The sequence below is a fragment of the Plantibacter cousiniae (nom. nud.) genome, from assembly GCF_977070315.1.
In genome coordinates, this window is sequence record NZ_CDRVEU010000013.1 from 139,213 (window position 1) to 158,123 (window position 18,911).

17 protein-coding genes and 3 pseudogenes are annotated in these 18,911 nt (G+C 53.8%); 9 read left to right on the forward strand and 11 right to left on the reverse strand.

Features of this window, described 5'->3' with window-relative positions:
• Positions 1–235: 235 nt before the first annotated feature.
• The 7 genes from ACW55A_RS22805 to ACW55A_RS22835 form a co-directional block, all read right to left on the reverse strand.
• Positions 236–853, reverse strand: a complete 618-nt coding sequence (locus ACW55A_RS22805) for a YitT family protein (protein WP_410930691.1) — start codon at positions 851–853, stop codon at positions 236–238.
• A complete protein-coding gene (locus ACW55A_RS22810) occupies positions 850–2,346 on the reverse strand; it encodes a leucyl aminopeptidase (protein ID WP_498811218.1) in 1,497 nt (498 codons plus the stop codon). The genes ACW55A_RS22805 and ACW55A_RS22810 overlap by 4 nt, the downstream gene beginning before the upstream one ends.
• Positions 2,347–2,400: 54 nt before the next feature.
• Complete coding sequence (locus ACW55A_RS22815; RefSeq protein WP_498811219.1) at positions 2,401–2,727, reverse strand: PLP-dependent transferase; 327 nt, start codon at positions 2,725–2,727, stop codon at positions 2,401–2,403.
• Positions 2,705–3,583 (reverse strand): trans-sulfuration enzyme family protein, encoded by an 879-nt coding sequence (locus ACW55A_RS22820; RefSeq protein ID WP_498811220.1) that lies wholly within the window; start codon positions 3,581–3,583, stop codon positions 2,705–2,707. Before ACW55A_RS22820 ends, ACW55A_RS22815 begins: the two co-directional genes overlap by 23 nt.
• A 542-nt stretch (positions 3,584–4,125) precedes the next feature.
• Positions 4,126–4,665 (reverse strand): cupin domain-containing protein, encoded by a 540-nt coding sequence (locus ACW55A_RS22825; RefSeq protein WP_410930694.1) that lies wholly within the window; start codon positions 4,663–4,665, stop codon positions 4,126–4,128.
• 205 nt (positions 4,666–4,870) lie between these two features.
• The gene (locus ACW55A_RS22830; protein ID WP_498811221.1) at positions 4,871–5,971 is read right to left on the reverse strand and encodes an alcohol dehydrogenase catalytic domain-containing protein; all 1,101 of its coding nucleotides are present in this window, start codon (positions 5,969–5,971) and stop codon (positions 4,871–4,873) included.
• 54 nt (positions 5,972–6,025) lie between these two features.
• On the reverse strand, positions 6,026–6,766 hold the full coding sequence (locus ACW55A_RS22835; protein ID WP_410930696.1) for an alpha/beta fold hydrolase: 741 nt from the start codon (positions 6,764–6,766) through the stop codon (positions 6,026–6,028).
• A gap of 537 nt (positions 6,767–7,303) precedes the next feature.
• Here ACW55A_RS22835 and ACW55A_RS22840 point away from each other — a divergent pair.
• Positions 7,304–7,993 carry a GntR family transcriptional regulator gene (locus ACW55A_RS22840; protein WP_498811222.1) on the forward strand — a complete coding sequence of 230 codons (690 nt, stop codon included), beginning with the start codon at positions 7,304–7,306 and terminating at the stop codon, positions 7,991–7,993.
• Positions 7,994–8,108: 115 nt separating this feature from the next.
• On the opposite strand, the gene csiR is transcribed toward ACW55A_RS22840, so the two are convergent.
• Complete coding sequence (gene csiR / locus ACW55A_RS22845) at positions 8,109–8,816, reverse strand: DNA-binding transcriptional regulator CsiR (RefSeq protein ID WP_410930698.1); 708 nt, start codon at positions 8,814–8,816, stop codon at positions 8,109–8,111.
• Positions 8,817–8,985: 169 nt separating this feature from the next.
• Between csiR and glaH the strand changes: the two genes are divergently transcribed.
• Both glaH and lhgO read left to right on the forward strand, forming a co-directional pair.
• Positions 8,986–9,963 carry a glutarate dioxygenase GlaH gene (glaH, locus tag ACW55A_RS22850; RefSeq protein WP_410930699.1) on the forward strand — a complete coding sequence of 326 codons (978 nt, stop codon included), beginning with the start codon at positions 8,986–8,988 and terminating at the stop codon, positions 9,961–9,963.
• Positions 9,964–10,050: 87 nt separating this feature from the next.
• Positions 10,051–11,322: an L-2-hydroxyglutarate oxidase gene (gene lhgO, locus ACW55A_RS22855; protein ID WP_499140647.1), complete on the forward strand. Its 1,272-nt coding sequence runs from the start codon at positions 10,051–10,053 to the stop codon at positions 11,320–11,322.
• A gap of 249 nt (positions 11,323–11,571) precedes the next feature.
• Here the strand turns inward: lhgO and ACW55A_RS22860 are convergent, their stop codons facing one another.
• Positions 11,572–12,492, reverse strand: coding sequence for a SphA family protein (locus ACW55A_RS22860; RefSeq protein WP_410930700.1), 921 nt, complete (start codon positions 12,490–12,492; stop codon positions 11,572–11,574).
• Positions 12,493–12,763: 271 nt separating this feature from the next.
• Between ACW55A_RS22860 and ACW55A_RS22865 the strand changes: the two genes are divergently transcribed.
• The 4 genes from ACW55A_RS22865 to ACW55A_RS22880 all read left to right on the forward strand — a co-directional run bounded on the left by ACW55A_RS22865 (position 12,764) and on the right by ACW55A_RS22880 (position 15,802).
• The gene (locus ACW55A_RS22865; protein WP_410930701.1) at positions 12,764–13,321 is read left to right on the forward strand and encodes a VOC family protein; all 558 of its coding nucleotides are present in this window, start codon (positions 12,764–12,766) and stop codon (positions 13,319–13,321) included.
• 21 nt (positions 13,322–13,342) lie between these two features.
• The gene (locus ACW55A_RS22870; protein ID WP_498811223.1) at positions 13,343–14,248 is read left to right on the forward strand and encodes a fumarylacetoacetate hydrolase family protein; all 906 of its coding nucleotides are present in this window, start codon (positions 13,343–13,345) and stop codon (positions 14,246–14,248) included.
• A gap of 36 nt (positions 14,249–14,284) precedes the next feature.
• The gene (locus ACW55A_RS22875; RefSeq protein ID WP_410930703.1) at positions 14,285–15,064 is read left to right on the forward strand and encodes an SDR family oxidoreductase; all 780 of its coding nucleotides are present in this window, start codon (positions 14,285–14,287) and stop codon (positions 15,062–15,064) included.
• A 72-nt stretch (positions 15,065–15,136) separates the two neighbouring features.
• Positions 15,137–15,802 (forward strand): polysaccharide deacetylase family protein, encoded by a 666-nt coding sequence (locus ACW55A_RS22880; RefSeq protein WP_410930704.1) that lies wholly within the window; start codon positions 15,137–15,139, stop codon positions 15,800–15,802.
• A gap of 878 nt (positions 15,803–16,680) precedes the next feature.
• On the opposite strand, the pseudogene ACW55A_RS22885 reads toward ACW55A_RS22880, so the two are convergent.
• Both ACW55A_RS22885 and ACW55A_RS22890 read right to left on the reverse strand, forming a co-directional pair.
• Positions 16,681–16,824: pseudogene (locus ACW55A_RS22885) on the reverse strand (IS3 family transposase); the annotation flags it as partial.
• A 79-nt stretch (positions 16,825–16,903) separates the two neighbouring features.
• Positions 16,904–17,380, reverse strand: a pseudogene (locus ACW55A_RS22890) (cation:dicarboxylate symporter family transporter); the annotation flags it as partial.
• A gap of 111 nt (positions 17,381–17,491) precedes the next feature.
• Between ACW55A_RS22890 and ACW55A_RS22895 the strand changes: the two are divergent.
• Positions 17,492–17,845, forward strand: a pseudogene (locus ACW55A_RS22895) (transposase); the annotation flags it as partial.
• Between the two features lie 62 nt (positions 17,846–17,907).
• Entirely contained in the window at positions 17,908–18,888 is a 981-nt protein-coding gene (locus ACW55A_RS22900; RefSeq protein ID WP_498811224.1) for an IS5 family transposase, read from the forward strand.
• The last annotated feature ends 23 nt before the right edge of the window (positions 18,889–18,911 follow it).

Consider the following 18,911-nt stretch of genomic DNA (forward strand, 5'->3'; position numbering starts at 1 on the left):
CTCTCGCTTATGTCGAAGCGGGCGTTCATAGGTGCGGGTAATTGAAGACCCTAACGCCGTGGCTGACTGGCGACTATGCCGAATGGGCGTATAGCCACATGAGCGAGATTCATGAATGGACGCCGCTACTGGTTTCGCGGGGGCCATGGAGAATACTGTCGTTGCAAGCGATACATTTCGAAACAGTCAACGGGTCAATGCACACTTCCGCGTGCATTGACCACGATTTAAAGGATCAACTGAATCCGTTGTAACGGTATTTCTTGAAGTTGAAGATCATGATCAGGTTGATCACGGCAGCGCCCGCAATCGAGCGCAACAAGTCTCCCCATGAAACCGTCACCAGGGCGGCTAAGAGAATCAGGCAATCGATGACCAGCTGCACTTTTCCGGCACTGATCTCGTACTTCTCCTGCAAATACAGCGACACAATGATCACCCCGCCCAAGCTTGCCCCGTGGCGACAGATCAAGACAAGCCCGACCCCGATCAAGGCACCCCCGACCAACGCAGCGAACAGCGGATTGAGGGCGTCGTAGCTGATCATCCCGGGCAGAGCGATGCTCAGTGCCGCCAACGAACACACTGCCGCGCAGGTGCGCAGAATAAAGGCCACGCCCAGACGCTTGTAGCCCAAGTAATAAAACGGCAGGTTGACCAGGAAGAAGCATGTGCCGACCGACCAGCCCGTGAGGTAGTGCCCCAGCAAGCCGAGGCCAGCACCCCCACCGGTTACCAAATGTGCGTCGGCATACAGGCTCATGCCGAAGGCAATCAGCAGCGTTCCTACTAAGATGGACTGTATATCTTCAAGCAAACTGTGGCGCTGACGGGGGAGGGCTTGGTCCGTCATGACGCCGCAGTAGCCCGAGCAACCAAATATTCGGTCAGCAATTTGACGGGGCGGCCTGTAGCTCCTTTCTGCGCGCCGCTTTTCCATGCCGTCCCGGCGATGTCCAAATGTGCCCAAGAATACTTGCGAGTGAAGTTTTCCAGGAAGCACGCGGCTGTGATCGCGCCGCCCTCACGGCCGCCGATATTCGCCAGGTCTGCAAAGTTGGATTTCAGCGAATCGTTGTAAGCGCCGTCCAGCGGCATCCGCCATACGGTGTCGCCGGAGGCTTGGGAAGCGGCGATCAGCTCTTCAGCCAGTGCATCTTCACGGGCAAACAGACCACTGTGTACGTTACCCAGCGCCACTACGCAGGCACCGGTCAAGGTGGCTATATCAATCACCGCCGCAGGTTCGAAGCGCTCGGCATAGGTCAGTGCGTCGCACAGAATCAAGCGCCCTTCGGCGTCGGTGTTCAGCACCTCGATCGACTTGCCCGCCATGCTGGTAATGATGTCGCCCGGCTTTAACGCTTCGCCTGATGGCATGTTTTCACAGGTTGGAATGATACCGACGACATTGAGCGGCAGATCCATCTCGATGATCGCCTTGAAGGTACCCAAGACGGCCGCCGCACCGCACATGTCGTACTTCATTTCATCCATTGCCTGCCCAGGCTTGATTGAAATGCCGCCGGAGTCGAAGGTGATGCCCTTACCGACCAACACCAGCGGCGCCTGTCCCTCTGGTCCGGCCTTGCGTTCCATCACGATCAGCTTGGGCGGTTGCACTGAACCCCGGGCGACGGACAGAAAGCTATTCATGCCCAGCGCCTGGATGTCTTCGCGTTCCAATACCTGAACCGTGGTTCTGGCACTTTGCGGTTGTGCCAAACCTTCCGCCACCTTGGCCAGATGGGTGGGTGTGCACTGATTAGGTGGCAGGTTGCCCAAGTCGCGGCACAGGCTGACGCCTTGGCTAATCCCATCGGCGCGGCGCAGGATTTGATCCTCCGAGGCGACCTGTACATCAGCCACGACCAGCACCACTTCTTCCAGGGCGATTGCCCTAGGATCCGGCTCGCTCTTGAAGGCGTCGAAGCGGTAAGCCGCTTCTGCCAAGGCCTGGATGGACTGGCCTACGGCGGTTTCCTGCTCGAACGACTGTGTCAGACACCACAGCAGGCGGGCACTGCGCGTGGTCGTCAGCGCTTTCGCTGCGCCGGCGATCACCTTGCGTTGACGGGCTGCGTCCATCTCGACGGAACCGCCCAACTGCACCAGCAGGACTTGCCGGCTGGCCAGGGCTCTGCCGGTACGCAGCAGCAGGGTATCGCCGGGATTCTCGCCCAGGTCCTTGCTTTCCAGGGCGTCCTCGATCAACCCCGAACACAGACTGTTGATCCAGTGTGCAGCGCCCTTGAGGGCAGCCGCATGTACGCCTACCACGATGCAATCGAATGCAGTGGTGCGCAGATACTCTTCGGTAATAGTGCCAAGCAACGACGTTTTCATAGGTTCTCTTAAGCGAAAGTATTCAATGGATAGCGCGGACCGGGAGGCCCGCGTTCAGGCGACTGCAACCCGTGGAGAGCGAGTCGCGATATCAAGTGCGCGCGTGAAGTCCTCGATGAGGTCGTCGACATGCTCCAGGCGTGCATGCACACGAACCACATAGCCCTGGCCTGCGCTTTGCTCGCACGAACGAAGCGGGGTGCCTACCGGGACGACCAGGCTTTCGAATCCGCCCCAGGATAAACCAATGCCAAACAGCTTGAGGTGATCGAACAGGCGTCGTAGCACGTCGGTATCACAACTTTTCAAACGGATACCAAACAAACCGCTCGCGCCGAGGAAGTCGCGCTTCCACAGGTCATGCCCCGGCGTGTTGGGCAAGGCAGGGGTGCATCACATCGGCCACCGCGCAATGCTGGGCAAGACTGTTCGCCAGGGCGATACCATTGCTCCAGTGCTGTTGCAGCCGAACAGGCATGGTCCGCAGGCCGCGTAAGGCCAAAAACAGGTCGTCGGGGCTGGCGATCTGACCGAAGTCATGAGCGCCGGCCTTTAGCTGGGCCCAGGCGCGCTTGTTTGCTGTAGCGGTACCAAGCAGGGCATCCGAGTGTCCGACGATGTATTTGGTCGCTGCCTGGATCGAGACGTCGACGCCGTGTTCGAAAGGCTTGAAGTACAGAGGCGACGCCCAGGTGTTATCCAGCAGGACGAACGCACCCACTTCATGAGCGGCATCGCAGATGGCTGGCAGGTCTGCTACCTCAAAAGTCAGCGAGCCGGGTGACTCGGTGAACACCACCCGAGTGTTTGGTCGCAGCAGTCCTGCAATTTTACCGCCGATTGCCGGTTCGAAGAACTCCACCTCTACGCCCATACGGCTCAGCACATTGGTAGTGAAGGATCGGGTAGGGCCATAAATGTTGTCCGTCATCAATACGTGGTCACCGGTGCTGACGAATGCGAGCAGGGAATGCACGCAGGCAGATAGGCCCGAAGGGAACACGCAGGAGCCGTGGCCGCCTTCGAGTTCGGCAATAGCATCCTCGAACGAGCGGGTGGTAGGGGTACCAAACCGGCCGTAGTTGGAATAAGGGTTGCCATTGACCTTGCTCGCTTCCCAGCTATCAAAGCTTTTCGCAAGTATGGTCGAACCCCTGAATACTGGGGTATTGACCAACCCACCGAACGCATCGGGGGTTCTACCGGCGTGGATGAATCGGGTAGCGGCGTCGTACATCGCAGTCATACCTAAGAGCAAGATAGGCTGCAAATTTTATCGATCGGCCCGGGGAAAGAATTTCACTATGGTGATCGGAAAGGTTCGCTCTGAGAAAAATTCGTTCGATTTGCCTTCGCTGGTTGGAATTTTTTTTCTGGCGGCTGCCTAGTCCAACTACTCGCGCAGGAGGGTGAGCGGGCACCAACTAGGAATAAATCAGAGCAATGCGCTCTCCAGTCCGGGGTAGGTTGGCTTGCCCATGGGCTGCTCGAGCGACCAGTTGTTAGCGTTATCTAAAGCCGCACTATTGACCCGTACTGGTTTCGGTGATTTTAGCGTGCGCGCCACGGGGGCCGGAAAACCCAACCAAATGTCGCAAATACCTGCGCAAATCCGCTGCTGATGAGGCTGGGCTTACGGCTACCCGAACCCTCTGGGCGCGCGGCACGTGCAGCCCACGGCGTCGTGTAGGATGAACCTGTTTATTAGCTATTGCGACGCTTATAGGTACAGGGGTCGATTGTGATGCGGGAAGCTGTTAGTCATAAGCGATTATGCTGTTAGCATCGACGAGCACCGATCAATACAAATAAAATCTGCGCTGTATTATTACTCATGTTGCGCCAAGCATGCTTATTTCCATGTTGTACAACCACATCATGTTCATGAAGTTGGATCTTTTGGCCGTTTCCAAGTTCAAGAACCAATTCACCTTCCAGAATAATAGCATAGTCGATGCTCTCGGTTCTGTGCATGCCGGGCTCATTCACTTCAAAAGTGGATGCAAACTCAGGCATTTTTTTCAATAGTTCTTCCCCAAAGGCAGCACCGTCAAATGCAGCGTTCGCCATCGTGGACTCAGGGGGGATCGACACAATATTTAAACGGGTTTCTCCAACCGATGGAATACTTCCGACGGTCATCTCGCTCCTTTGTGGTTCCCCGGTGGCGACGATGGCCTGTGCGCTCGTTGACCAGAACAGGGCAGATTCGAAGCCCGGTAGCGCGTCGAGCGTAGTGCCTTGAACCGAAGCAATGTCGGAAACAATCTCCCCGTTACCGTTCTTACCGGTTCCTACAATGATACGGCGAACTTTCATTTGACCTCCAATACGCTCATAAAACTCGGGCTAGGTAAGCTGACTTGTTAGCTAAAAAATTACCGCGCGCCTGCAGATCATTTGCTATGAAAAACTAATGTTTCATCGGGCATTTGATACTAGACAGGCGCGTGTCAATTGCGAGCTTTCGATACTAGCCAACTTCATCAGTCGGTATTTCGGCGGCTCGGCATCCGACGCTAATCTAAGGCCTGACTACAATATTCTCGAACCCGCCATGCGTCCGGTTCTCGGCTGCAACCAGCGCCTCATTGAGTTGCTCTAACTCGTAAATCTTATGCTCGAGTGCTGACAAATCAAGTACTCCGGAATCCACCATGCTAGCCATATCCTGCGCCTGTGAGGTAGTAAACCAGCAGGATCCAATAAATGAGATCTGCTGTACCATCAAATAGATTGGAGTCATTGGCAAAACGTGGTCCATACCTCCGATGAAAACCAGTCGACCACCACGGCGCAACGACATCAATCCATCCATGGTTGGATCAGAGCCCGAATGAGCGGATAGGCAATCGACGACAATGTCTACGCCTTGACCATCAGTAGCAGCACGCACTCGCTCAGGAAGATTCCCTTCTCTCGCGTTCATAATCTCTATACGGCCAGGGGCGAGGGCCCTAACTCGCTCGAGGAGCTCACTGTTGCGTGCCACCGCGATGATCTTCGGAACGCCCATAGCCAGCGCCAACATGACCGTCCCGACCCCTAGCGTTCCCGTTCCCCCATTCACGAGAACGGTCGTGCGTACACCGGCTTTTGCATTGCACAGCGCTGAGTATGACGTCCCTAAGTAACCGAAACGCGCTCCGGCTTCGAAGGAAACCTTGTCTGAAAGTACGACCATGGAATCCGCAGGTGCGATCATGTATTCCGCAAATCCACCCCAAGGATAGCGCGCATAAATGTCATGAGATTTTGGGCCCATCCCGAAGTAGCCGGCCATCGTTTGATTGGCGCAGAGCAGTCCTGTGCCACTGAGGCAATGGTCACAGGTTCCGCAGTACCGTAGAGGGTTTACATACACACGCTGTCCAGTTTGCAAACCGCTTGCGTTGGGCCCGACAGCTGCGACCTCACCCACAGGGTCCAAGCCATAGATAGCGGGTAAAGCGGGGAGCGGCAGGTCAGGAAACCATTCAGGGTAATGATAAACAACATTGCGGAGGTTTGGAACCACGCCGCATGCTCGTACCCGAACTAGGACATCAGATCCTGTGGGCTCAGGAATGTCAATTTCGTCAACTTGAAACGGGGTAGCTACTTTATGTAATCGAGCGGCGCGCATATACTTCTCCCTTCTTATTATCGTGTGGTTACAAATATTGTTGTGTTTGATTTCTCACAGCATACTTTTTATATTGGCAGGCTTAGCAATAGTGTCCAAAAACTCGATTGTCAGCTCGGGGTGCGTAACAATGACGTTGTGGGGAGCGTCGATTTCGATGTAGTGCCATCCCGGTTGGCTGCGAGCAAAAGCAGCACTTTCCTCCACACCAGGGAATGCGGGCAACGTGCATCTAAGGTAGGTCGCCGGGATACCATTAGCGAGAGGGTTTTTTAACTTCAATGCGGACGTGTCGACGCCTAATGGCTGTGGTGTCAGATGTTTGCGTAGCCATCGGGCTATAACTGGGTCGCTCACCCCAAATGCAGATGGGTCAGGGGGGGGGACACTGGTTCCACCATTGGCTTCAGCTCTGGCTAAACGTCTTTCTCGGTCCTCAGCTGTCATCCCTTCGAGTCGGCTCCGACCATCAAAGGGTAGGCCTCCATCGATAAACACCAGATGTTTTATTCGCTCAGGGATGATATCCGATACGCCGCATATAGACCGCGCGCCAAAGCTATGGCCCACCAAAATGACCTCATTCAATTCTTCCATTTCAATGGTCGATTGAATGTCACGGACAAACGTGGCCATGGTGATATCGGCGCTCATCAGATGACTGCGGTCGCCCAACCCGGTTTGCGTTGGAGTATAGACCTCATGACCCAGACGACGAAGACCATCTGCCACCCCACGCCAGCACCAGCCTCCGTGAAACGCACCATGTACCAGGACGAAACATGCTTGAGCCATAGCAGCCCTCTATCTTTTTTGTTTTTTATCACGCGGGCATCGTCTTTTTGATGAGGATCGACGTTCCGCGGTTGGGGATACGCTTTGCCTGGATAGTTATGCACAAAACTAAACTTTACGCAAGCTATAGGTCATAGTCCATCGTAATTCCCAAGTGGCGCTTATCGCTGATCGGGTTGCCTCTAGAAGATGTGTGCCGATCGGGCGAGAAGTGGCGCGCATTCCTGGGCGCTCCAGCAAAGGTCACGAAACGGGTCAGTCAGCCGCGATCCGATGTACTGCAAGGCCGCGAGGATAGTCATGCTTGCTACCGCACCAGCCACATCACAGGCGGCTTACGCTGGATTCCTGAAACGCTTTTCGTCTGTGGCGAACGAACGACAAGGCGACTGCGGCACTGAAGCTCAATGGCGGCGGACATCTGACTTTGCGGGGTTGCAGCATGATGTTCGGAAGCGATTAAGGCTAATGTGCAAATATTTTTCTTTGTGCATAATAAGTGCTATCCTACCGACAAACTTTCGTTGTCAGTAAAAAATGAACACAAAATCATCCGTTGACTCAGCGCAAGCACTCCCTCTGGTCGATCAAGCGTGTAATGCACTACGCAGTGCGCTTATCAACTGTGAATTCGAACCCGGCGATCGCCTCCGGGTTGAAGTGCTGCAGCGTAGATTTGGCTTCAGTAGTAGCCCCCTACGAGAGGCGATGAATCGACTCGTGCGGGGGGGATTGATTACGATGGTCGAAAATAGAGGGTTTCGCGTCGCGCCAATCACCGTTGAAGCAGTCAGAGATTTGACGAGGGTCAGGCTCTTAATTGAAATGGAGGCATTGCGTGACTCGATCGCTTACGGCGGTGATGATTGGGAGTCCAATCTAGTTGCCGCGTTTCATAGTTTGTCAATAGTTGAGCAGCGGATGGGACCAGAGCCTGGTCTGGTTGATAACGCCTGGGTCAGCAGGCATCGTGGGTTTCACCTGTGCACTTACTCTGCATGCACCTCTCCGCTACTATTGGAAATGGTTGAAGACCTTTTCGATCAGGCTGAGCGCTTTCGAATTTTCTCCGCAAGGAATCGCAAGACTAACCGCGCAAAAAATTCCGAGCATGAGAATTTATATAAAGCCGTATTGAGTCGAGACTTTAATGAAGCCGCTCAGCTCCTGACTTCTCATATCCGTAGTACTGAAAGATTTTGTTGTGAGGGCATGCTTAATCCGTAACCCTTCGGTATGCCACGTTCGTTGCATCCTCTCGGGGCAGATTTCCATTTAGCAGGGCCTCCTTTCCCGCAGCGTTGCTTGCTCCCACGTTACACTCAGTTGGGCATGAAGCCAGCTAAGCTGTCTTCCGTGACGTTTCATTCGCACCGCGGTGCATAATCTCTATGATGATTGGCACGGGCGACATTAAGTGATCGCGCATCAAAGCTGCCACCCGAACGGAGTCGCGCGCCAGGATGCCCTCAACCAGCGCGGCATGCTCCTTGCGCTTAAGCTCCAGGGCTTCCGCAGAGAACATCGTTTGCGTCAGCCACAGGTGCCGATATCGCTCCGCTTGATCGAATAGGTACTTGCGCGCCTGTAGTAGGTGCCTGGAACCGCAGCCCGCTGCAATGGCACTGTGGAACGCTTTATGCCGCTCATCCCAAATCTCGAGTGCTTTATCCCGACTTGTGACGTCCCCGACTTTTGACAAGGTATGGGAATGGGCCAACACCTGGGCTTCCCAGGTGTCATCTCCCCTTTCGATGGCCAGGCCAACAATCATCGCTTCGAGGTTGGCACGGGCATCATAGATGTCCTGCATTTCCTGCAGCGAGATGGACGCGACTCGATAACCCTTCTGGCTAATGACCACAACGAGGTGTTCGGCAACCAATTGCGAAAGTGCTTCGCGGAGCGGGCCGACCCCCAGCTGATAGCGTTCCTTGAGCCCACCCATGAGCAGTTTTTCGCCTGGCTTGAACACCCCGCGAATGATATCCAGCTTCAGCCGCTCATACCCGCTGAATGCAGAGTCAAGCCTGGGGATTGGGCTTTCCAAAATGCCGCTCCTGAACTCGCTAAAACCCCATCATACCGAATCCTCCATTGAGGTAAAAACCTGCGCCGGAAAAAACATGTCTACAGTTACGTAAAATGTAGACATTCCTGTGTATTGACGATACCTTCAGGCGCGTTCCAGTTCACTATCTTTCTGCCCAGGAGTCGCCATGAACACCTTTACCCAATGCCATGACCCTGTGATGTCACCACCGTCAGAAACCAAGGGATTCACCGTTTCCTCCTCCTGCCAGTCGCAGCGCCTATTAGAGATAAAATTTACCCAGGAAACCGTCGATGCGTTCTTGGAGGCGGTGGCGCAATGGCCAGTACAGGCTCTTGAGTACAAATCGTTTCTGCGCTTTCGAGTTGGTCAGCTGCTCGACGAGCTATGCGGAGGTACATTGCGCCCGTTTCTCATTGGCACCATCCTTGATCGCACCACGGGCGGGATGCTAATAACCCCTGTAGGGTTGAGCGACGTGACGCAGGCCGATGACATGGTCAAGTTTTCCTCTGCCGTCGCGCACCTAGTCGGCCGCTCCAACTTCGATGCTATGAGCGGCCAGTTCTATGCGCGCTTCGTAGTAGTCAACACGGACAACTCTGACAGCTACCTCCGCCAGCCACATCGGGTGATGGAGCTGCACAATGACGGCACCTTCATGCGCGAGCGTACCGATTACGTGATGATGATGAAGATCGACGAGCAGAATATGGACGGTGGTAACTCTCTGTTGCTGCACCTGGACGACTGGGAAGATCTGCAGCATTTCTACGGCCATCCATTGGCCCGCCGTGAAATGCGCTTCACCGCACCGCCGAGCAAGAACGTGCGTGAAGACGTTTTCCATGCGGTGTTTGACAGTGACGCCGAAGGCCGTCCAACCATGCGCTACATCGACCAATTCGTGCAGCCCAAGGATTTTGAGGAGGGTATCTGGCTCAACGCCCTGAGCGAGTCCCTGGAAAACAGCCCTCAGAAGTTATCGGTACCAGTGCCGATCGGCAGCTTCCTGTTGATCAACAACATGTTCTGGCTGCATGGCCGTGATCGCTTCACCGCTCATAAAGGCTTGCGCCGCGAGCTGATGCGTCAGCGCGGCTACCTCAGCTATCAAAAAAACCTGTACCAGGGTGGTCAGTAAGACTTGCATAGCGCTGAAGAGAGCAAGGCCACTACCCATGGTCCTGCTCGTTTTTACACAAAACCTGATCCAGGTAGGTGCAATCTAATGGCTGTGTACGACTTCATCATCATCGGTGGCGGCATTGTGGGCATGTCCACCGCCATGCAACTAATTCAAGATTACCCGGATGCAAAAATTCTCCTTCTGGAGAAAGAGGCCGGCCTGGCCATGCACCAGACCGGCCATAACAGCGGCGTTATCCACGCCGGCGTCTACTACACACCGGGCAGCCTGAAGGCGCGTTTCTGCCTTGAAGGCAATAAAGCCACCAAGGCTTTCTGCGACAAGCACGGCATCCCTTATGACGAATGCGGCAAATTGTTGGTGGCCACTAATGCACTTGAAATGGAGCGCATGCGCGCGTTATGGGAGCGCACCGCCGCAAACGGCATCAAGCGCGAGTGGCTGACGGGCACGGAACTGCGCGAGCGCGAGCGGAACATCGTCGGCCTAGGCGGTATCTTCGTGCCTTCCAGCGGCATCGTGGATTATGCGCTGGTGACCGCGGCCATGGGTCGGGAATTCGAAACCGCCGGTGGTGAGATCCGCTACAAGAGCGAAGTGCTCGCGATCGATGAGCATTCAGATGAAGTGGTGCTACGTGCCGGGGATCAAGAACTTCATGCCCGCTTCCTCATCACCTGCTCGGGCCTAATGGCCGACCGCGTGGTGCGCATGCTTGGGATCAAGCCTAAATTTGACATATGCCCATTCCGTGGCGAGTATTATCTGCTACCAAAGCAGCACAACCAGATTGTTAATCACCTGATCTACCCGATCCCGGACCCGGCGATGCCGTTCCTCGGCGTGCACTTGACCCGAATGATTGATGGTACGGTCACCGTCGGCCCCAACGCGGTCCTGGCGATGAAGCGCGAAGGCTATCGCAAGATAGATTTTTCGCTGACCGACATGTTTGACATGCTGGCCAGCCCAGGCATCCTCAAGGTGTTAAAAAGCAATATGCGGCCCGGCCTTATAGAGCTGAAAAACTCGTTGTTCAAGGGTGGCTACCTTCAGCAGGTCCAAAAGTATTGTCCTAGTATCGTCAAGGACGACCTGACAGCCTACCCGGCCGGCGTTCGCGCACAGGCGGTATCACCGGATGGGAGGCTGATCGACGATTTCTTGTTCGTTAAAACTACCCGCAGCTTCAACGTCTGTAATGCGCCCTCGCCAGCAGCTACCTCGGCTATCCCGATAGGTGCATATATTGTCAATCAGGTGCGGGAGCAGCTCGCGACATCCGGCGCCAGCTTCGGAAAGCCGCTTATACACCGCTTGGCCAATACCGATGTCTACACGACTCACGAGTAACGATAGAAACTGGATCAAGCCAACTATCCGCGGCTGCTTCAACAGCAGCGCGGATAAGGCAACAGCGTGATCTATGCAGAAATTAATGCTGCGAGAACCCGAGGCGGTCGACTACGTGCACGGCCGGCCTTGTGAAAATGCGCAAATGGCGCGTGTGAGTACACCATCTAGGCCCTATAGCCACCACCGCCAAGCTGGCATTGCCTACTCGCAATGGCCAGCTTTATCTCGGTTGCCGAGGAAGATGACCTAGAAGGGTAGGGTAAATTCAAACCAGAAACGGTTCCCCTGAGACCGGTTCTCTACGCCAAATTCCTTTTGATATTTAACAAGCACGCCGCCATAGCCGCCCGCAAGATCATAGGATATCTGCGGACCAATCCCGAATGCCTGTCCGCGGTTTCCATCTACTATCAGTGTGTCCCTTGCGGTATCGTCCGTAAATTGCCTTGTTGCAAAGCCTTGGAGTGCAACTTTGACTTTTGGATGTTTTTCAAACGGTTTATACGCGATTGCAGCATCTATTGTCGCATTGTTTCCTGACTTGTAGTGTGTAGCGCGATTTTCCGTATTGAACTCGGTGAAGAATGTCATGGAAAGCTCTGAGCGCGGTGTAGGAAGCCAGGTAAAGTTAAAGCTTGGCGCAAACGTCCAATAATTTAAGCCGTTGTTTGCCAAGTCCTTTTTGTTATATTTTCCTATTGGAACGTAGATATCTACCCCTCCAAATGCAAAAAAATCTCCAGTGGGACTGACGTAATATAGATGAGCGGGAGCAATCACCGGATCACCAAATCCGGTACTCGTTTCCTGTCGTCCAAACGCTCGAAGACTGACCTTGGTTATAGGGGCTATGATGCCTGAGGATACATGAAAGGGGCCTATTCCCTCACTCCATGTGTGCACGATGCGCGGGGCCCATGCATAGACCTCGGCCTTGAAATCTGGAATGGCCGACCGCCCCTTCCCATCATTGAAACGATTACTCTCATAGTATTGTACATAGTGATAGTGGCTGGTCTCCCCAGGAGGGGGCATGGCGCCATTCATAATGGTGCCAACACCCACCGGGTAGTGTACCTGTCCGCTTTCTGAGCCCTTTCCCTCTGCCGAGCAGATCATCGCCACGAGGAGGAGGCACGTGCGTGCCTTGGTGATTTTTTTTTGCATCAATGTCTTTCCCGTTGGTTTTTATTTTTGTAAGGGTCGCCGCACTCGTGGGCTGCAGAGCGTCTGCTCGCGCTGTAGAGAGGCTGCCGTTGGGTGAAAGCCCAGGGCGAGGATGATGATTGCATAAAAAAAATTTTTGTGCATAATAATTCTCGTGGGCGTAAAACCGGTGCCGCTGTGACACCACGTCGTTGGCGGGTCAGTACAGTGGGTATGTCGCGCAGAGCTTTGCGAAAAGTCCGTAAAACAACACGAGAATTGCGAGGTGGTTATGACCAATCTGACGCATAAGGACGAGAATTTGACGAGGTTGCATCACTTTGGCTGCGTCGTACGCGACCAGGCGAAAACACGTTATTTAATGGAGGAGGTTCTAGGTTTTCCACTTGTCGCGACGTGGATTGAGAAATCACGCTTAAGAGAGTTGGATGAAGAGCACGTATTTTGCCACACCTTCTACGCGCTAGGCGACGGCAGCGCACTTGCATTTTTTCAGTTTGCTGATCCAACCATGTTTGAGAAATGCCAGGCGCCAATTCCGCCAATCGTGAGCAGGTTTGAGCACCTGGCGCTAAAGGTCAGCACTGCCAAACAAGATGTAATAAAGCAAAATCTTACAGCAGCGAGCATCCCATTTCGCGAAATTGATCACGGCTACTGTAGATCTCTCTACATAAATACAGCGGATGGGCTGGAATTGGAGTTTGCTGTCGATCCAGAAGATCTCGACCAGATCCTGGGGTTTCAGCGAGCCCATGCGAGTTCAGACTTGGATAGATGGATAGCTGGTGACGTAACCCCAAACAATACCCTTAGGCACCGCGAATAAAAATATTAAAAGGAGGTCGTAATGCGATTGGCTAGTTATAGTGTGGCTGGGGAATCCAGTTGGGGCGCTCTAGTATCGGGCGGCATTTATGATCTGAAGTCGCACATGCCCGAGTATGATACGCTGCGAGACGCCATCGAATGGCAGGCGTTTGAAGCGATCAATAAGCTAATCGAGGGTGACCCTGCGCCTCACTACTCGATCTCTGATGTTGCATTCGATCCAGTCATTCCGAATGCTCGACAAATTCTTTGCATCGGTTTGAACTATGAAGAACATCGACTGGAGACGCGTCGGGAAAAACAAGGTTATCCAACTGTGTTTGCACGCTATGCAGCTAGTCAAGTAGGTCATGGAGCGCCTATTTTGCTTCCGCCCGAATCTACGATGTTGGACTATGAAGGTGAGCTCGCCATTGTAATTGGAAAAACATGCAGGCGAGTTCCGGAGGAAGATGCATTTTCAGTCATTGCCGGCTACGCATGTTATAATGATGCTAGTATCCGCGATTTTCAGAAGCACACTTCGCAGTTTCATCCCGGTAAAAACTTTCCGTCTACTGGCGCCTTCGGGCCGTGGCTTGTTACTAAAGATGAAATTCCGGATGTTGAGCAGTTGACTATTGAAACACGACTGAACGGACAGCTTGTGCAGTCCGGTACGTTGGGAAACCTAATCTACACATTGCCGCAGTTGGTTGCTTATTGCTCCACATTTACGGAGTTGCGTGCAGGCGATGTTATTGTAACGGGTACTCCCGGCGGCGTGGGAATGGCTCGGCAGCCCCAGTTGTGGATGAAAGCAGGTGACGACATTGTCGTTGACATCAAGGGTGTTGGGCTGTTGTCCAACACTGTTTTGCGTGAGTCCGTTGATGAAGTCATTGACGGAGCCTTGGTGACTAAAGATCAAATCCGCTCAGTCTGATTTTCTGATTAATGCATTAAAAACAAGGTGTTTGCCATGGAGCTCGGAATTCGTAATAAAGTGGCATTGGTTTGTGCATCGACACAAGGGCTGGGGTATGCTTGTGCTGAGGCGTTGTCTCTAGAGGGCGTCGAGGTTTTCATTAATGGGCGTGATCTGCAAAGGCTGCAGGCGGCGGTAGAAAGACTGCGCGCCAGCACAGGTGGAAAGGTTAGCGGTATTGCTGCCGACGTGACAACAACGGAGGGCAGGCGCGTTCTCCTAGATAGTTGCCCGCATCCGGATATCCTAGTCAATAATAACGCGGGTCCGGCTCCTGGAGCATTTCTTGACTTCGATGAAGAGCGTTGGATGGCGGTATTAGAGGCCAATATGGTTGCGCCGCTACAACTCTCCAGGGCTGTTATTCCCTCGATGCAGCAACGTAAGTTTGGCAGGATCATAAACATCACGTCGGCGATGGTTACCACCCCCAGGCCGCATATGACGTTGTCTGCTGGCGCTCGTGCAGGCCTCACTGCCGCCATGAAAGGCTTGTCAATTGAACTGGCGCGCTACAATGTCACGATCAATAATATGCTTCCCGAGCGGTTCGATACCGCTAGACAAGAGCAGATGGCCCGTGTCGCAATGTCTCGCGATAATATTGATTATGACGAGGCGCGACGTCGTCAGGTTGAAAGTATATCCGCCCGCCGGCTAGGCGAGCCAAGGGAGTTTGGTGCGATGTGTGCCTTCCTGTGCAGTAACTTGGCAGGATATGTCTCTGGGCAGAATATACATCTTGACGGTGGCTCTTATCCAGCGTTGATTTAAATGACAGAATCGCGACCACTTTTTCTCGGAGCGAGTGAAAAGTGGTCAACTATAAATGAGCGGAGGCATGCCATGCCGAGGTTAACTCTTACGTTTGATAATGGGCCGACGCCGGGGATCACTCAGCATGTTCTTGACGTATTGCATGAATTCCAGGTCAAGGCAACTTTTTTCCTGGTTGGCAAGAGCCTGCTGTCTCCCGGCGGCCTAGAGCTAGCTTCGAGGGCCAAAGCGGAAGGGCATTGGATTGGGAACCATACTTTATCCCACGGTACCCCACTTGGTCTTCAGACTGAGCAGGGGCGTGCGAGGAAAGAAATAGAGGATATGGATGATCTGCTGGATGGCCTTTTGCATGAAAAGCGGTTTTTCAGGCCGAATGGCCGTGGGAAGCTAGGAACTCATCTATTAAATAAAGAGGCAATCGACTACATTGTCGACTCTTGCGCTACTGTGGTTCTTTGGACAAGTGTCCCGCTGGATAGAAAGGTAGATGTAGATACCGCTGATGCGTGGTTGAGTCAGGCAAAGAACGATATACTCGAAAATGACTGGACACTTATGGTCCTCCATGATCGTCCCAGTGGTCATGAAGGTCCCCAACCTATGGACTTTCTACCAAGTCTTTTACGTTGGGCAAGCGACAACAAAATCGAAATCGTTCAGGCTTTTCCGCCTTCCTGCATACCAATTTGTAATGGCAAAATCATGACGCCTCTCACGCATATTTCGAATTGAATTTCCGCTTTTTCGATCGGCCGATTGACCGTCAGTTCGACGTGATGCCCGTGGTCGTACCTACTCTAAAAAACCGGATACCTGTATCCAAGTCTCCTGACGGAATCGCAGAGTTTGGTCAAGTGCGACGTCGCTATTTGCAAAAAAATTCTCGTTGACCGATGGCATGTCGCCTTCGAGATTAGCTTGGAGTCCTTATTTGGAGTTGATTGTCAGACGTCCTGTCCACGCAACAGCCGTTCGGCTTTCATAAGTAAGGGCTCCAAGCTGCTCTCGCCTATTTGTCCTGAGAGATAATCTCATGCCCCTTAGCGCATACGATTACTTCCAAAGCCGGTTGAGGTGCTTTGCGAGATTAATAACATTTTGCATCTTGAAAATCCAGAGTCGCCCATTAGTTTTCAATAGAGTCGCCCATTAGTTTTCAATAGCGTCGTCATTCGAACCTCTTACCTTCTTACAATCTGAAGCATTCATGAAGGCCCAAGCAAGCCCGATACCACCTTCCCAGGTTTTCAACGTCAGCTGGAAGCCGGTGAGGATCGAATATTCACCTTAGTAACCTTGCTCGCGGATCGGCCGAAGAGTTCGCAGGTGCGCGTGCTGTGCGGGCCAGACAGGTCACTTCTGCGATTTCGATGCGGCAGCCAAGCTTGAGTTGCTGCCTGGTCAACCTGCCCTGTTGCTCAATCGCAGCTCTTACTCTGCAAGCGGTGAAGTCCTGCATCACGTCATCATGTGCGTGCGCCCGGATACTCATCCGCAAATCGTCAATTTCTATCGCCAGGACGAGATGCAGCGGCGCTTTTGAATGGTACTACGTGCCGCTTCTATCTTAGCGCTGGCCTGGGTCACCGGGCGTCAAAATTGTAGTGGCTCAACTGGCGCATCGACTTGCGTACCTTGAATCGCCCGATCTGCATCCCGTCCTCTTTCATCATCAGCATGAAGCTCCTGCTGCCCGCAGCGCTTCGAGCGCTCAGGCGGGCAATGATCAGGTCGGGGTGGGTGCGCAGCAGCCTTTCGATGTCCAGCTGAACGCTTTGCGGGAAGGCCAGGGTTCGGCTTAGGTTCACTGCGCCGCGCTTCCCACTTTGCAATAACCAATGGCGCTAATACATTGCCCAAGACATTCAACGCTGTGGTTGGCATATCCATCAAGCGGTAAACGCCCGCAATAAAGGCTATCCCTTCCAGTGGCAAGCCGGCACTCGCCAGGGTCGCGGATAGGATCACAAACATGAACTCCGGGACACCAGCCGCGCCTTTTGAGGTGAGTACCATGGTCACCACGAGTAATGCTTGTGCCGACAAACTCAAGTCGATGCCGTAAAGCTGAGCTACGAACAAGGTACCGATGCCAAGGAAGAGAGAAGCGCCGTCAAGGCGAATGAGTAACCAATCGGCAGAAGCCGGCTCGTACGTTGTTCTCTCGGTTGGCGGCCCGTGACGCTGCTCAGGCTCTTGGATGCGCTTGGATATAGCCGACTGGGTTGTGCTGATATGGTCGGCAGCTTCGTCGAAGCTTCCGAGCCGAGCAACCCAATAAAGAGCCTCGATTTGCTTGATGGTTATCATGAGTTAATACCTAAAGAGACTTAAGGAGGCGCTGCAAAAATAGCCAACTGTTCCCACCTTTGGCACACTAAGTTCCTTCAACCAGCCTCCCTCTCCGTGAGCGTTACGCGCGTGCAGAAGACTTTCTCCGAACTCGAATATACCGGCAAGAAAAAGCAGACTCGCCGAGATCGCTTCCTGGCTGACCTTGAACAGTTGGTGCCCTAGGCCCAACTGGAGGCGCAAGTGGCGCCGTTTTATAGCAACACCGCAGGCAAGCGCGGACGCCCTGCGATAGGGGTGTCGCGCATGTTGCGCATGTACGTCGTGCAGCAGTGTTACGGTTTCTCCGATGAAGGTTGCGAAGATGCCGTCTACGACAGCCAGGCCATCCGCGATTTTATGGGTATCGACCTGGGTCGCGAGTCTGCACCGGATGCCACCACCTTGCTGCGTTTTCGCCGCTTGCTGGAAGTCCATCAGCTAAGGAATCTCCGAACAAGTCCCAGGTATGCGAAAATCGCCTGACCACCTAATCCGAGCCTCCCATGAGCCAGATGAGCTTTTCCGACTTCGAGTACGCCGGCAAGCCCAAGCAAACCCGCCGCGAACGCTTCCTTGCCGAGATGGATCAGGTTGTGCCCTGGACAGGTCTGCTCGGCCTGATCGAGCCGTTCTACCCCAAGGCCGGTGGCGGTCGAAAACCTTACCCCCTGGAAACCATGCTGCGCATTCACCTGCTGCAGAACTGGTTCTCCCTCAGCGATCCGGCCATGGAAGAAGCGCTCTTCGAAATCACGCCCATGCGTCAGTTCGCGCATCTGACACTGAGCGCGCCGATCCCTGAAGACACCACGATCATGAACTTCCGGCACTTGCTGGAGAAGCATCAATTGGCGCCTGCCATCCTCGCGGTCATCAACGGTTATTTGCAGGAAAAAGGCCTGTCACTGCGCCAGGGCACCATCGTCGACGCGACCATTATTCATGCCCCAAGCTCGACCAAGAACAAAGACGGCGAGCGTGATCCGGAGATGCATCAGACCAAGAAGGGTAACCAGTATTTCTTCGGTATGAAGGCCCACATCGGCGCTGACGTTGAGTCTGGACTGGTTCATCACGTCCATGGCACCGCTGCCAATGTGGCCGATGTCACCCAAGTCGCTGAACTGCTCCACGGGGACGAAAACGCGGTCTATGCGGACGCAGGTTACACCGGTGTCGAGAAGCGTGAAGAGCACGAAAATCGTGACGTGATGTGGCAAATTGTGGCTCGGCGCAGCACGTATTCCAAGCTGAACAAACGCAGCCTGTTGTACAAAGCCAAGCGCAAGATCGAGTACTGCAAAGCGCAGACACGCGCCAAGGTCGAGCATCCGTTTCGGGTCATCAAGCGCCAGTTTGGTTACGTGAAAGTACGCTTTCGTGGGCTGATGAAAAACACGGCCCAACTGACCACGCTGTTCGCCCTGTCGAACCTGTGGATGGCTCGAAAACGACTGATGGGTTTGGGTGAGTTGCGCGCTTAACACGGAAAACCGAGCGGAAAACG